General features: G+C 44.3%; 15 protein-coding genes. 8 read left to right on the top strand and 7 right to left on the bottom strand.

Annotated elements, in window-relative coordinates; genetic code table 11:
* Positions 1 to 41 precede the first annotated feature (41 nt).
* From B9T34_RS10045 to miaB, 5 genes are all read right to left on the bottom strand, one after another.
* On the bottom strand, positions 42 to 458 hold the full coding sequence (locus B9T34_RS10045) for a hypothetical protein (RefSeq protein ID WP_171265185.1): 417 nt from the start codon (positions 456 to 458) through the stop codon (positions 42 to 44).
* Positions 459 to 653: 195 nt separating this feature from the next.
* Entirely contained in the window at positions 654 to 989 is a 336-nt protein-coding gene (locus tag B9T34_RS10040; RefSeq protein ID WP_086213216.1) for an antibiotic biosynthesis monooxygenase family protein, read from the bottom strand.
* Between the two features lie 101 nt (positions 990 to 1,090).
* Positions 1,091 to 1,576, bottom strand: coding sequence for an rRNA maturation RNase YbeY (gene ybeY, locus B9T34_RS10035; RefSeq protein WP_086213019.1), 486 nt, complete (start codon positions 1,574 to 1,576; stop codon positions 1,091 to 1,093).
* A gap of 9 nt (positions 1,577 to 1,585) precedes the next feature.
* On the bottom strand, positions 1,586 to 2,674 hold the full coding sequence (locus tag B9T34_RS10030) for a PhoH family protein (protein WP_086213018.1): 1,089 nt from the start codon (positions 2,672 to 2,674) through the stop codon (positions 1,586 to 1,588).
* Positions 2,675 to 2,711: 37 nt separating this feature from the next.
* The gene (gene miaB, locus B9T34_RS10025; protein ID WP_086213017.1) at positions 2,712 to 4,169 is read right to left on the bottom strand and encodes a tRNA (N6-isopentenyl adenosine(37)-C2)-methylthiotransferase MiaB; all 1,458 of its coding nucleotides are present in this window, start codon (positions 4,167 to 4,169) and stop codon (positions 2,712 to 2,714) included.
* A gap of 311 nt (positions 4,170 to 4,480) precedes the next feature.
* On the opposite strand from miaB, the gene B9T34_RS10020 reads away from it, so the two are divergent.
* The 5 genes from B9T34_RS10020 (at position 4,481) to B9T34_RS10000 (ending at position 9,130) form a co-directional block, all read left to right on the top strand.
* The gene (locus tag B9T34_RS10020) at positions 4,481 to 6,439 is read left to right on the top strand and encodes a lytic transglycosylase domain-containing protein (RefSeq protein WP_086213016.1); all 1,959 of its coding nucleotides are present in this window, start codon (positions 4,481 to 4,483) and stop codon (positions 6,437 to 6,439) included.
* 44 nt (positions 6,440 to 6,483) lie between these two features.
* The gene (locus B9T34_RS10015; protein WP_086213015.1) at positions 6,484 to 7,134 is read left to right on the top strand and encodes a ribonuclease T2 family protein; all 651 of its coding nucleotides are present in this window, start codon (positions 6,484 to 6,486) and stop codon (positions 7,132 to 7,134) included.
* 169 nt (positions 7,135 to 7,303) lie between these two features.
* Positions 7,304 to 8,290 carry a malate dehydrogenase gene (locus B9T34_RS10010; RefSeq protein ID WP_005012874.1) on the top strand — a complete coding sequence of 329 codons (987 nt, stop codon included), beginning with the start codon at positions 7,304 to 7,306 and terminating at the stop codon, positions 8,288 to 8,290.
* A 215-nt stretch (positions 8,291 to 8,505) separates the two neighbouring features.
* On the top strand, positions 8,506 to 8,766 hold the full coding sequence (locus tag B9T34_RS10005; RefSeq protein ID WP_086213014.1) for a DUF2789 family protein: 261 nt from the start codon (positions 8,506 to 8,508) through the stop codon (positions 8,764 to 8,766).
* 106 nt (positions 8,767 to 8,872) lie between these two features.
* Positions 8,873 to 9,130: a DUF2789 family protein gene (locus tag B9T34_RS10000; RefSeq protein ID WP_086213013.1), complete on the top strand. Its 258-nt coding sequence runs from the start codon at positions 8,873 to 8,875 to the stop codon at positions 9,128 to 9,130.
* 92 nt (positions 9,131 to 9,222) lie between these two features.
* Here B9T34_RS10000 and B9T34_RS09995 read toward each other — a convergent pair whose 3' ends face one another.
* Positions 9,223 to 9,750, bottom strand: coding sequence for a hypothetical protein (locus B9T34_RS09995; RefSeq protein WP_086213012.1), 528 nt, complete (start codon positions 9,748 to 9,750; stop codon positions 9,223 to 9,225).
* Between the two features lie 58 nt (positions 9,751 to 9,808).
* Complete coding sequence (locus B9T34_RS09990) at positions 9,809 to 10,411, bottom strand: 2OG-Fe(II) oxygenase (protein ID WP_086213011.1); 603 nt, start codon at positions 10,409 to 10,411, stop codon at positions 9,809 to 9,811.
* 114 nt (positions 10,412 to 10,525) lie between these two features.
* On the opposite strand from B9T34_RS09990, the gene B9T34_RS09985 reads away from it, so the two are divergent.
* From B9T34_RS09985 to B9T34_RS09975, 3 genes are read left to right on the top strand one after another with little or no spacing between them, the layout of a single operon-like run.
* A complete protein-coding gene (locus tag B9T34_RS09985; protein WP_086213010.1) occupies positions 10,526 to 11,383 on the top strand; it encodes a 23S rRNA (adenine(2030)-N(6))-methyltransferase RlmJ in 858 nt (285 codons plus the stop codon).
* Positions 11,384 to 11,432: 49 nt separating this feature from the next.
* Complete coding sequence (pssA, locus tag B9T34_RS09980) at positions 11,433 to 12,266, top strand: CDP-diacylglycerol--serine O-phosphatidyltransferase (RefSeq protein WP_086213009.1); 834 nt, start codon at positions 11,433 to 11,435, stop codon at positions 12,264 to 12,266.
* A gap of 18 nt (positions 12,267 to 12,284) precedes the next feature.
* Entirely contained in the window at positions 12,285 to 13,358 is a 1,074-nt protein-coding gene (locus tag B9T34_RS09975; RefSeq protein ID WP_086213008.1) for a DUF6670 family protein, read from the top strand.
* Positions 13,359 to 13,664 lie beyond the last annotated feature (306 nt).

Below are 13,664 nucleotides of genomic sequence, written 5' to 3'. Positions count from 1 at the left end.
GAGAACAACATTGCAGCTATACTTTGTGCTGGCTGCACTGACTATTCAGTATCTGCGCCGTTTTCACGCTGGGCTAACACATAGCGCCCTTGCTGGCGGCCATCCATCCAAATCGGTTCTAGATTTTTTTCTGAAAGACTAAGCTGAGTTGGGAAAATCTGTAGATAGGGGAGAAATTTAGGCGCGGCTTTTAAGCCGATACACTTCCCATTTTTCCACCACGTGCCTTCGGCATATTGGTCTAAAGCGCCTACAGCCAAATACCATTTAAACTTGCCGTTCGGCTCCAGCAGCAGTTCAGAACCGACTTCCATGACGCCTTCTAAATAGTAATGCCCAGACCAAGCTTGATCTGTTTGCGTGAACGGCGTTTCTGGGCACGGTGTAGGTGTTTCTGCATGCAGGGATATAGAAAAACAGCATGCTGTTAAGAGCAGGGGCGCAAGCATGTATTTCAGGCTGACTTTTTCTCCAAATACTTTTGCTGATACAAACCGATTCATCAGGAATTACTCCTAGCACGCAGCTGTTCTGACTATTTTTAGCATAAATTCTGCCAGCTGTAAGAGTATTCCAGCTGCGGAACAGCATGAAATTGCAAATGTATGTGTGCATCATTTGAGTCTGTTCGCTTAATTGCAATGGGTCTGCCGTTATTCATGACCAGTGCTCAATTTGCTTATATATTGTTTTGCGCTAGGACTGCTATAGCGGCGCTGTACTTCACAGACCTCTACACTGAAATGCGCATACCATTGCGCTTTGCCCAGCTGCTGTGCTGCAATGTGTTCTGCATCGGCATGCCATGCTTGAATGTCTTCCAGCTGATTCCAATAAGACAGCGCAATTTCTTGATCATTTTCACAGAGTGCCTCAAAGTGCTGGCAATGAAATTCTGTTAAAGCTTTTTCACGCAATAATTGTGCTGTTTGCGCATAGTGTTCATCAAAGTGTTTAATTCTGGCTTTGAAAATGACTACATATTTCATGATGAATCTACCGTTATGATTATTGTGTTGAGCAAGATACTGTTTAAACATTTTACAGATATAAAAAAGCGGACCAGAGTCCGCTTTTAAATTTTTGGCTTTTAATCTTCTATAACCGTATAGGGGTTATCAAAACCGAGTTTCTTTAGAATTTCGATTTCTAGAGCTTCCATTTCTTCGGCATCTTCTTCAGACGTTTCATGATCGTAGCCCATCAGATGCAGCGCGCCATGCACCAGCATGTGGGTGAAATGCTCAATCGGGGTTTTCTGCTGTTCAAGCGCTTCCTGCAATACCACTGGGATGCAAATCACTAAATCGCCAATGGGGAAGACATCTAAAATTTCAGCCATTTCATCTGGAAGATCGCTTGGAAAAGACAGCACATTGGTCGGCTTGTCTTTTTTACGGTATTCCATATTTAGCTTATGACTTTCTTCATTGCCTACACAGGCAATGCCGATTTCGCAGTCGCTTTGAGTGCCGATATAGCGTAAAGCGGTTTCCAGCGTCTTTTTGATATAGGCGCGTTTCAGCACCAGCTCAGGCGCTTGAAAGTCCTGCTGCAGGGTGAGGCTCAGTTTCAAAATGAATCCTTAATTCTGTTCATCATTTTGTGCATCGGCTTTTGCATCATTGTCGGCAATTAATGCCTCTTGAAGCGCTTTGCGTTCTGCACGGGCTGCAGCGCTTAAACGCTGCTGTTCACTGTCCCATCCCTCATAGGCTTCAACAATTTTCTGTACCAACTGATGACGCACCACATCTCGGGAATGGAAACGGGTAATATGGATTTCTTTGATTTTTTCAATCACACGCAGGGCATGCGATAAGCCAGACTGCTGACCGCGCGGCAAATCGACCTGTGTAATATCGCCTGTGATGACTGCACGTGAGCCAAAGCCTAAACGGGTCAGGAACATTTTCATTTGTTCCGGTGTGGTGTTCTGCGCTTCATCCAAAATCACGAAAGAATGGTTTAAGGTGCGTCCGCGCATATAGGCGAGGGGTGCAACCTCAATCACTTGACGTTCAATCAGCTTAGCAACTTTTTCAAAACCGAGCATTTCATATAAAGCGTCGTATAGCGGACGCAAATACGGATCAATTTTCTGGCTTAAATCACCGGGCAGGAAACCGAGTTTTTCACCGGCTTCAACCGCAGGACGAACCAGCAGAATGCGCTGAATTTCGTTGCGCTCCAGCATATCGACTGCAGCCGCTACGGCAAGATAGGTTTTACCTGTACCGGCAGGGCCAATACCGAAGGAAATATCGCTTTGCAAAATGCGCTGCACATAGCGTTTTTGGTTGGCGCCGCGCGGGTTAATGCGGCCTTTGCGGGTTTGCAGGTAAATGTCTTCTAAGCCCGTATGTTCTTGGCCTTCAGCATCTTCCTGCAGTTCACGGTCAGTCTGGCTGCCTTGTATCATTAAGTGCAAGGTATCCGCGCTGATTTGATTGGTGGTTTCAGACTCTTCGTGCAGACGGTGCAAAAGTCCTTCTGCTCTCTCTACCGCATCTATTTCACCATCGACAAAAAAAGCATCGCCGCGATGGGAAATTTTGACATCTAAACGTTGTTCGATTTGTTTCAAATGACCGTTATATGCGCCAAGCATGCTTTGCAAACGGTCAAGTGAAACACCAGGAAAAGTTACTGTACGCCGAATCGCTGCAGTCAAGAGAATTCCTTAAGTTGTCTTGAGTTCAGCTCTTACATTACGCCACGTCAGGTTCAAGATTCAATAGCTCGCCGTAAACTAAATTCAAAGTTTTTATTTCGGTGATTTCAATCTCTGCAAAGCGTCCAACCCAATCGGCGTCACCGACAAAAGTGACATAGCGGGTGTTGTCTGCGGTGCCGACTAAGAGGTTTGGATCTTTATCCGAAACTTTTTCGACCAGTACGCGCTGGATACTGCCCAGCATGGCATCAGTCTTATCAATGCTTGAGCGTTTAATCCACTTTTGCACTTTGGCTAAACGTTCTTTTTTCACATCGTCCGGTGTTGTATCTTCAAGTTCTGAAGCGGGCGTGCCTGGACGTTTTGAATAGACAAAGCTGTAAGAGTGGTCAAAGTCCATATCTTTAATAAACTGATAGGTTTCTTCAAAATTCTCATCAGTTTCACCAGGGAAACCAATAATGAAATCTGAAGATAAATGCATGTCTGGACGCACTTTGCGCAGTTTTGCAATTTTTTCGATATAGACATCAATCGTGTGGTTGCGCTTCATCGCCTGCAGCACATCATTCGAACCGCTTTGAACTGGCAGATGCAGATGTGAAACCATTTGCGGCAAGTCGCGGTAGCATTGAATCAAGTCATCGTTAAATTCAAGCGGGTGAGACGTGGTGTAGCGCAGGCGGCCAATGCCCGGAATTTCCGCCACTAAGCGCAGCAGATCGGCAAAAGTGCAGATTTCGCCGTCAAAAGTTTCGCCGCGGTAGCCATTTACGTTTTGGCCCAGCAGGGAAATTTCACGCACGCCTTTTTCCGCTAAAGTTGCAATTTCTGCCAGCACATCATCCAGCGGGCGCGATACTTCTTCGCCGCGGGTGTATGGCACGACACAGAATGAGCAGTATTTCGAACAGCCTTCCATAATTGAAACAAACGCTTTATAGCCTTCAACACGCGGTTCAGGCAAAAAGTCGAATTTTTCAATGTCCGGGAATGAAATATCCACCAGTTTAATTTTTTCTTTTTTCGGTTTTTCAATTTGCTCAAAATGCTGATCCAGCATTTGCGGCAGGCGGTGCAGGGTTTGCGGGCCAAAAATCATGTCAACATAGTTGGCGCGCTTTTGAATATTGTCGCCTTCTTGTGATGCAACACAGCCGCCTACACCAATAATCAGGTCTGGATTTTTATCTTTCAGCTTGCGCCAGCGGCCCAATTCAGAAAAAACTTTTTCCTGCGCTTTTTCACGGATGGAGCAGGTATTCATCAGCAGAATATCAGCATCTTTGGGATCTTTGGTTAGCACATAGCCGTGTGAATCGCCTAAAAGGTCTGCCATACGGTGACTGTCATATTCATTCATCTGACACCCTTGTGTTTCGATGTACAGCTTTTTGACTGCAGCATCTTTGGCAGGGGTGTGCTGTGGCTGGGTAACAGTGTTTTCTGAGGCAGCTTTGGCACCATTCGGAATGAAGGTTTGAACCGTCATGTAGGCTCCTAAAGGATTAAACGGAAAATATTATTGCTTTGCAGGCAAGCGATAAATGCAGCGACTTGCAGCAATTAATATCTATAATTTATGGAAGGCGCGTATTTTAGCAGTAATTCGATATAAACTTACAGCCTAAAATGAGAAGCATTAAAGATTGATTTATGAAGTAAAAATGTTTGAAAATTAATATTGTTTAATCATAAGGTTACATAACACAACAATACAGCTGGCTGAGAGTTATTAAACTAGCTGAATAATGATTGGCGTGCTGCAATGAATGCTAAAAGTGAAATAAAGAAGGCAAATGGATGTTAAAAAAAGTCTGGAAACTCAATAAATATTATCAGCTGCTTGCGTTGAGCGCAGTTTCTGCCAGTGCATCTTATTCAGTGCATGCAGGGGATGAACAATTTAATGAGGCGCTGCGCGCTGCCAATTCCAGCAATATCCCGATGCTGCAGCAGTACCAATATTCTATGCAAAATGACGCTTTGGGCTATTACCCCGAGTATTGGATATTAAACAGCAATTTGGGTTCACAGCCCGCTGCTCAGATTGTGAACTTTGCCCAGCGTTATCCGCAGTCGGCTATGGCGGAAAAATTAGCGGCAGACTATGTCGAAGAAAAAGTCAAAATGGCGGATTTCGCATCAGCGCAGCCGGTATTGCAGTATGTGACCAATGCTGATCAGGCAGAAAATTGCGCCGTTGCGCAGGTCCGCGCCAAATCGGGTGATCCGCTGATTTATGCCGAATATAAAGAAGTCTGGCTGACCACCAATGCACAGCCAGAATCCTGTACAGGCCTTGGGCGCCTGATGCTGTCCAGTCCTTTGCTGACAGAACAGGACCGCCAGATGCGCCTGTGGGGACAATTGCGAGCAGGGCAGTCAGGTCAAGCCATTGCCACAGCGCAAAGCATTAATATGAATCTGTCCTTGGCGCAGCTGAACAGCATTCAGTCGAATCCCATGAATTATTTATGGTCGGCGCCTAAAATCAGCAAGGAAGACCATGCGTATTTGATTTATGCAGTAGGCCGTTTGGCGGACAGTGATTTAAATTCTGCAATGGCTTCCGCTAAGCGTGCAGCGGACGGTGTGCCAGCAGATGTGCAGCGCGCTCTGTATCGGGCAGTGGGGTATGTGGGCGGCACCACGGTGATGAAGAATAATTTCAACCGCGAAGTGTTAAGTTTTCTTGATGCCAGCTATGGCTTGCCGTTCAGTCCTGAAGAGGCGGAAATTTATGCCCGCCAAGCCATTCGTTTCAGCTCTTGGGAAAGCTTAATCCGCGCCATTGACAGCATGAGTGTGACGCAGCGTCAGGAAGACCGCTGGCAGTATTGGCTGGCGCGCGGCTATGAAAAGCGCAGTGATGGGGCGTCCCAAAAGACCGCGCAAGAGATCTTTAAGCGTTTGGCGCAAGGTGACGATTACCACAATTTGCTTGCCAAAGATCATTTGGGGCAAAGTTACAGCAGTGTGCCGAATAATGCGCAGCCAAGCAATGCAGACGCACAGCGTTTAAGCCAGGATATTCATTTCCGCCGCGCTTTTGCCCTGCGTGATGTGAATGCGCCAGACAATTATATCAATCGTGAATGGAACTGGGCGGTGCGTCAGGCTTATCTGAAAAAAGATGATGGTTTACTGTTGGCCGCAGCTAAGCGTGCAACAGATATGGGCTGGTATGACCGCGCAATTTACGCCGCAGACAGAACCGTCAAACAGCATAATTACAGCTTGCGCTATGCCATGCCGCATCAGGCTTATGTAGTAAGCCATAGCCGAAATGCAGGTATAGATCCCGCTTGGGCTTATGGGTTAATGCGTCAGGAAAGCCGTTTTGTGACTACTGCGCGTTCACATGTCGGTGCGGGCGGCCTTATGCAGATCATGCCGGATACTGCAAAACTGGTCGCGCGGCAAATGGGTGAAACTTATAACCCAGCAGCGCTCTCCGATATGAATACCAATATCCGCTATGGCACGTACTATTTATCGATGATTCAAAGCCAGCTCAGCAATAGTCCCGTGCTGGCAACTGCTGGCTATAATGCTGGTCCAAACCGCGCGCGCCGCTGGCAGCCGGAAGGTCAAAACATCGATCCAGATCAATATGCTGAAACAATTCCATTGACTGAAACGCGTGATTATGTGAAACATGTCATGACCAATGCAACGCATTATGGGGTATTACTGGGGCAGGGCGCACAGTCTATTGGCAAACGGATGCAAGTGATACCAATGCGCAACGCGCAATAAAGGAAAAACATCTGTCTGCTGAGTGAATGATTGGGGAATGATGAATGCAGCTGAAGAGTAAGATCAAAACATTATGGCTGGCGCCGTGTATTGCGCTAGCTGGCAATTTTGTTTCATCTGCTGTTTATGCTGCACCAGCTGCGCATGCTTATATGATGAATGTGCAGCTGGTTCCGGCAGCATGTTCTTTAGACCCGCAGCGCAATAAAAAGCGTAAATGCATGGAAGGCTATTCGCTGAATATCACAGGACTCTATCCTGAAACGGCTAAACAGGATTGCTCCACCGGCAGTTCGGTAAAATTATCGCCTATTCAAGCCAAGGTTGTGGCGCGGGTCATGCCAGATGAAAGCGCGCGCAATGCCTTATGGCGCCAAATTGGCGGCTGCGTGCCCATGAACGCCAGTCAGTATTTCCGAACCATAATCAACTACGCGGAAAAGCTGAAAATTCCAGAAGAATTAACCAGCCAAGAAACCCGCCAGATGCAGTATGTGGCATTAAAAACCAAAATGATCCGCCTAAATCCAGGGTTGCCGGTCAATGGTGTGCAATTCAGCTGCCAGTCTTCTTATGCAGGCAATATTTTGACTGATATTAAAATCTGCTACAAAAATAATGGCCTTTACACGCCATGTGCTGCAAATATCACCGGCAGCTGTCCAGCTTCTTTCATAATTAAGGGTTCTTTCTGAACGTTTAAAGATATTTTATTTATATTTCCTATCATACTTTTGTTGAAAAGCATTCTCTTTTACATGCAAGTGTCAAAGGATTGGAGTACAATCTTCGGCGTTTATGATTATTAGATTAAATGGACTAACTATTTAATCGCATTGAATATCCTCAATTGGAGATAATTAGATGAAGCAAGCAGTTCGTGTTGCCGTTACTGGCGCCGCAGGTCAAATTGGTTACAGCCTATTATTCCGTATCGCAAGCGGTGAAATGCTAGGTAAAGATCAACCAGTTATTTTGCAATTGCTCGAAGTTCCTTTTGAGAAAGCTCAAGCTGCGCTTAAAGGCGTAATGATGGAACTTGACGACTGCGCATTCCCATTGTTGGAAGGCATGATCGGCACTGACGATCCTAAAGTTGCATTCAAAGATGCTGACTATGCGTTATTGGTTGGTTCACGTCCACGCGGTCCTGGTATGGAACGTGCTGACTTGCTTAAAGTGAATGGTGAAATCTTCATTGGTCAAGGTCAAGCGCTGAACGAAGTTGCTAGCCGTGACGTTAAAGTTCTTGTTGTAGGCAACCCTGCAAACACTAACGCTTACATCGCTATGAAATCTGCTCCAGATCTTCCAGCGAAAAACTTCACAGCTATGCTTCGTCTAGACCACAACCGTGCGTTGACTCAGCTTGCTCAAAAAGCGGGTGTTGCAGTTTCTGATATCGAAACGATGACAGTTTGGGGCAACCACTCTCCAACAATGTATGCTGACTACCGTTTCGCGACTGTAAACGGCGAAAGCTTAAAAGACAAAATCAACGATGCAGCTTGGAACAAAGATGTGTTCCTTCCTACAGTTGGTAAACGCGGCGCGGCGATCATCGAAGCGCGCGGTTTGTCTTCTGCTGCGTCTGCTGCTAATGCTGCAATCGACCATATGCGCGATTGGGCTCTTGGCACGAACGGCAAATGGGTAACTATGGGTATTCCTTCTGACGGTTCTTACGGTATTCCTGAAGGCGTTATGTTCGGTTTCCCTGTTACAACTGAAAACGGCGAATACAAAATCGTTCAAGGTCTTGAAATCGACGAATTCAGCCGTGAGCGTATCAACTTCACTCTAAACGAGTTGGAAGAAGAACGTGCAGCAGTTGCTGACATGATCAAATAATTTAATCTTTCTAGATTAAGTTTGAAAAGCACTCCTTTTGGGGTGCTTTTTTATGCCTGAATAGATTATAGTGATTAAAATATAAACAAAAAATAACATGCTGAGATGGTCTTGCAACTGACAAAGCAAGGCGCTCAGGCAAAGATAAAGAAATAGATGATTCAGCCAGCATTGTAAAAAACTGTTTGCAAAAGACCTGCTTGAGGAGAAATGCCATGTTTGATCAGCAACCGACCTTAGAACTTTTTTTTGATCAGCTGGGATTAGATTCCAGCCCCGAAGCCATTGATCAGTTTATTGAAAACCATCAGCTCACAATGGATATTCCTCTGCACGAAGCGGCCTTTTGGAGCAAATCACAGCATGATTTTATTATCAGTCATTGGAAAAAAGATGATGACTGGGCCATGGTGGTGGATATATTGAATGAGCAGTTGCATAAAGAACATAAGCTGATGGGATCTTGTAATTTATAAACACAAATTGAAACAACAAACCTAGCAAATAAAGCTAGGTTTTTTTATCAACATCATATAAGTTAATTGAATAATATATGACAAATTAGTTGATAAGGAGGGCGAGATGCTCAATCAAAATACACCATCCTTAGCTTTATTATTTTCTCAGTTGGGGTTAGCCAGCAGTCCTGCGGCCATCGAATTATATGTGCGCACCCATCAGCTTTCTGCAAGTCAAAATTTGCATGACGCGCCTTTTTGGAATAAAGCGCAGCGTGACTTTCTGATCAGTCATTTGGTTCAGGATGATGACTGGGCAATCTGGATTGATGAATTGAATCAGCAGCTGCATTTGGATGCTTATAAGTTGCAAACAGCATAATGCGGTTTTTTCTCATTTTGTATAAATGACTAGACAATAAAAATGCCTCTTTATTAGAGGCATTTTTATTGTGCGCCTTTCCGCAGTGGCGATTAATGCAGTTTGCTGTGCAGCATGCTGTTAAACCAAACCTCTTCGCGGTATGCGAAGAAAGCGGAGTGTCCGCGCAGCATTTGCAAATCAAAAGCTTGTGTGGCGCTGTATTTTTTCAGCCAATGACGCGCAAGTGATGGCTCATTTTTCGCCGCAGATGCATAGGCCAAGAAGAAATAAATATCTCCGAAATCATCATGCGTCATAGGCTTTAAAATCTGCTGTGTGATGGTGGCAAATCGCGCTTCACGGGTAATTTCAAAATAAATCATGTAGGCTTTGGCCAAATGCAGAGATAAATCCACATACAGGCGAAGCGGCATTTCTTCAAATTCAATGCGGCCTTGTTCTAGCAGAACTACAGCTTCTTGCAGAAAATGAATCTGTTCTTGGCGCAACTGGCTCAGCATCACTAATTCCAGGCGCAAGTCAGCGCGCTCCAGCGCCAATTCAGGAGTATTGCCTTGCAAATACAGCTGATCTGTCTCACCAATACGCTGGATGATAGGTTTGATACGGTCAGTCATGAAAGGCTTCCTCTTTTGCAATGACAGTTATATGAGGATGAATAAAGAAATTTAAAGCCTACCAGATGGAATTTCCGCTGCGCAGCCAAGCGGTGATGGATAAGCGCTGATGTTTGGCTTGCAGCACTTCATGCAGCAAATCACTTTGGAAAATGGCAATACGGTTTGGCTTGGGCTCAATAATATGCCATTCGCCATTTTTATCCTGCAGTCTGAGCTGGCCGCCCCAATCGGATTGCCAATCTTCATGCAGATAATAGACTGTGGAAATCATCCGCCCATTTTTGCCTTGCGGATTATCACGGTGCAGGGCATAAAATTCTCCTGCGTTATAGCAGGCGAAATGCGCTTCAGCTTCTTGAATGCCCAAAAAAAACGCCTGATTCAGATGTGCTGAAAGGGCGTTTAAATATTGGATATGCTGCTGGGCAATATTCAGTTCTTCATTGAGCCAAAGAATGTGATCGCTTCGGATATTGCTGACCACGCCGTTTTGAATGGCTGCGTCACGGAACTGATTTAAATGTGAAATGCATTCTTCAGAAAGCGTATGCACATATTCTGCTGTATAGGCATCGTCAATCATGGCGAAACCGTGTTGATCTAAATCATTTAAGATTAGATCAACGTTCCAAGACTTTGGGAGTAAAATACCATCCATACACGAACCGTAAAAAGAACAGAAAAAAGGTCCGTTATTCTAGAGCAAGATAAGCATCGGAATGAAACTATTTTTCATGCTAAAATAGCCGTTGATATCAGGAATTAAAGAAACATGAATTACCGTCACCACTTCCATGCAGGCAACTTTGCCGATGTCATGAAGCACGTGTTGCTGCTTCAGTTATTGGCGCGACTTAATGCAAAAGATAAACCATATCGCTATGTAGATACGCATGGTGGTGCAGGTAAATACGATTTATCTACCGCAGAAGCGCAAAAGTCAGGTGAGTTTTTGCACGGTATTCATCGATTGGTCAAATTAGATGATTCTATTAAGCGCAATGCGCCTGAAGGCGTGCAGCAGTATCTGAAAATTGTTGAAAAAATGCGTGAAAACTTCGGTAAGGGCGCTTATCCAGGCTCACCATGGTTTGCTTTAGAAGGCATGCGTGAAATTGATAAGGCGACGATTTTTGAAATGCAGCGCGATGTATTTCAGCAATTGCGCCACAATATTTTTGACAAGCGTGCAGGCCTGCATGAGCGTGATGCGTATGAAGGTTTGCTGGGTGTGATTCCGCCAAAAGAAAAGCGCGGCTTGGTGATGATTGATCCGCCTTACGAATTGGAACGTAAAGATTTCCCGCAGTTGGTAGAATTGCTGGTAGCGGCTTATAAAAAATGGCCAACAGGCGTTTTTGCAGTTTGGTATCCAATTAAAGACCGCGCCATGATTGAGCGTTTTGAGAAGAAAATGTTCAAGACGGGTATTCGCCGTCAATTGGTTTGCGAAATCTGCGTATGGCCTGACGATACTCCAGTTGGCCTAAATGGCTGCGGTTTATTGGTTATCAACCCGCCTTGGAAGTTCTCTGAAGATGCGGATGAAGCATTGCAATGGCTATTCCCGCATTTGCGCATGAACGAAAATGGCGGACATGCAGCAGTGCGCTGGCTGGTTGGCGAATAAGCCGTTTTTAAAATAGTAAGATAAAAAAGGTCACAGTTAGGATCGAAGAATGACAAATATTACTAAACCTGAAGGGGAAGTATCTTCTAAATCGAAAGACGAAAGTACTTTTGATGGCATCACTTTTGAAGTGGAAGAAGAGGAGCATACCCATGAAGGCCAGAAGGTCAAACGACGCGGCATCTATCTGTGGCCAAACCTGATCACGACAGCAGCCTTGCTGTCAGGATTCTATTCGATTATTGCCAGTATGAATGGCGACTATACCCAAGCGGTCTATGCCATCTTTATTGCAGCATTATTTGATGGTTTAGATGGCCGTGTTGCCCGCGCCATTGGTGCGCAAAGCCCTTTTGGTGAGCAATTTGATTCATTATCAGATTTGCTGGCCTTTGGTGTGGCGCCTGCGATTTTAATGTACAGCTGGAGCTTGCATGATTTAGGCCGTATCGGTTTAGCAGCTTGTTTTGTTTATACCGCTTGCGCAGCGTTTCGTTTAGCGCGTTTTAATGTGCAAATCGGTGTGGTGGATAAGCGCTATTTTATTGGTGTGGCAAGTCCGCTGGCGGCAGTCATGATTATTTCATTGGTACTGGTTGCGCGTGACTTTCCGGCAGTCTTTGATTTAAAAGATGCAGGCATTCAGGCAGTCAATGCAGCAGTAATCGTTGCTGTTGGTTTATTGATGATTTCCAATATTAAGTATTATTCATTTAAAACTGTAGACCGTAAGCGTGTGCCGTTTGCCGTACTGCCGATCATCGTCTTTATTTTGGCTGCAGTGACATACAATATTCCAGTCGGTATTTTGGTCTTGTCCATCATTTATGCTTTATCCGGTTTTGTGACCACCTTCTTGGCACGAAAACATACGGCAGCATAATCATGTAAGGAGTTTGATATGCAGTTGTTGAAAGGTTTCTTAGATCAATCAAAACAGCTGAATCAAACTCCAGCCAAGCTTTCATGCAATTTGCCTTTACATGCGCCAAATTCGCAATATAAAACCATTCTTCTTGGTTTAAAAATCCCAAATCTTCCCGCCCCGCTGCATTATTTAAACTTTATCAGTGTTATTGGCTGTCCGAGCGCAGCTATATTTGGATCAGAAAAAAATAAAAAAGCCAGCAATGACACCGCTATAGTCATGTGCAGCAGCAGTATGCGTATGGCGGGCCAATTCAGCAGTTATAATATCTCAAGCGATTGCGCTTTCGAAAAACACTCATTTCAATTTCAAGATCGGGAAGCGTTTAACGGAAGTTTTCCAAATTTTAACCTGCAGCGTATAGACAGCGAGCTGAGTTTTAATTTGCAAATTAAAAGCGCAGGCGCACTGTGCTATTACAATAAATTGCGCATGAATCTCGCAGAGTACTGGTCGCAATTATGTGAGTGCTCGGGAGAGTTAACGTATAAAGGGCAACGCAGCGATATACAGCAACTCGGTTCTTTGGAATATGCGCGAGTCATGAGTTTTTCTTTTTTGCCTATCGCATTTTATACTGCTCAAATTATTAATCTAAGCGGAAAGCGTCAGTTGATCGTGATGCAAACTAGAGATCGGTTAAACCGGATCCTGCAATCTCGTGTGTATTTAAAAGATCTGCAGCAACAGCATGTATGGATGAGTGATGAAGGTGTGCATTTTCATATCCAGCGCCTATATCCAGCTGTGACAACACCGCATTACAAAAGAATGTACCTGCCTCGCGAATTTGAATGGATTATTCATAATGAAAAAATTAAAATTTGTATTACAGCCAAAAGCCGTGGTGACTATAAATTTGGTGTAGGGGCGGGTTATGCAGGCAGTTTCAGTTATCAAGTCAAAATAAATGATGAATTAGAAGAGGGCGAGAGCGGTTATTGTGAATATATCGATTGCCGGTCTTTAAATTGGCAAGAGAAAAATAAAAAAGAAAAATTCTTTGATGAATTGAATGATTCTGCCCCAATTTTTCTAAAAAAATAGAAAAAAACAGCATTTTTGAGGAATAAATAAACAAGTGATGCATTATTTTAAAATAATTAATAAAATGGGGTTGCGCCTGATGTGAAATGCTGTAGAATGCACATCCATCGGCGGTGATGAAGATTAAAACTTCTGATAAAACAGCAACTTAGCACGAAGTGTTAAGATTGGGTTTTAGAAAGAAAGTTTAAAATAATTTGAATTACCAGTTGACTTTGAAGAGATTTAGAGTAATATAGCCGACCTAGCTTGCTGGTGACGAATCAGCAAGAAGATCATTAAGAGATTATGAAGAACAACTTGTGT

The organism is Acinetobacter sp. ANC 3813 (assembly GCF_002135435.1).
Taxonomy (GTDB): Bacteria; Pseudomonadota; Gammaproteobacteria; order Pseudomonadales; family Moraxellaceae; genus Acinetobacter.
Note: the sequence above shows the minus strand (reverse complement) of the source record. Positions and strands in the feature narration are given on the sequence as shown.

Coding starts and splice junctions, on each gene's coding strand:
- B9T34_RS10040 (WP_086213216.1), bottom strand. CDS start 989: ATGAAATATGTAGTCATTTTCAAAGCCAGAATTAAACACTTTGATGAA.
- miaB (WP_086213017.1), bottom strand. CDS start 4,169: ATGACGGTTCAAACCTTCATTCCGAATGGTGCCAAAGCTGCCTCAGAA.
- B9T34_RS10020 (WP_086213016.1), top strand. CDS start 4,481: ATGTTAAAAAAAGTCTGGAAACTCAATAAATATTATCAGCTGCTTGCG.
- B9T34_RS10015 (WP_086213015.1), top strand. CDS start 6,484: ATGCAGCTGAAGAGTAAGATCAAAACATTATGGCTGGCGCCGTGTATT.
- B9T34_RS10010 (WP_005012874.1), top strand. CDS start 7,304: ATGAAGCAAGCAGTTCGTGTTGCCGTTACTGGCGCCGCAGGTCAAATT.
- B9T34_RS10005 (WP_086213014.1), top strand. CDS start 8,506: ATGTTTGATCAGCAACCGACCTTAGAACTTTTTTTTGATCAGCTGGGA.
- B9T34_RS10000 (WP_086213013.1), top strand. CDS start 8,873: ATGCTCAATCAAAATACACCATCCTTAGCTTTATTATTTTCTCAGTTG.
- B9T34_RS09995 (WP_086213012.1), bottom strand. CDS start 9,750: ATGACTGACCGTATCAAACCTATCATCCAGCGTATTGGTGAGACAGAT.
- B9T34_RS09990 (WP_086213011.1), bottom strand. CDS start 10,411: ATGGATGGTATTTTACTCCCAAAGTCTTGGAACGTTGATCTAATCTTA.
- B9T34_RS09985 (WP_086213010.1), top strand. CDS start 10,526: ATGAATTACCGTCACCACTTCCATGCAGGCAACTTTGCCGATGTCATG.
- pssA (WP_086213009.1), top strand. CDS start 11,433: ATGACAAATATTACTAAACCTGAAGGGGAAGTATCTTCTAAATCGAAA.
- B9T34_RS09975 (WP_086213008.1), top strand. CDS start 12,285: ATGCAGTTGTTGAAAGGTTTCTTAGATCAATCAAAACAGCTGAATCAA.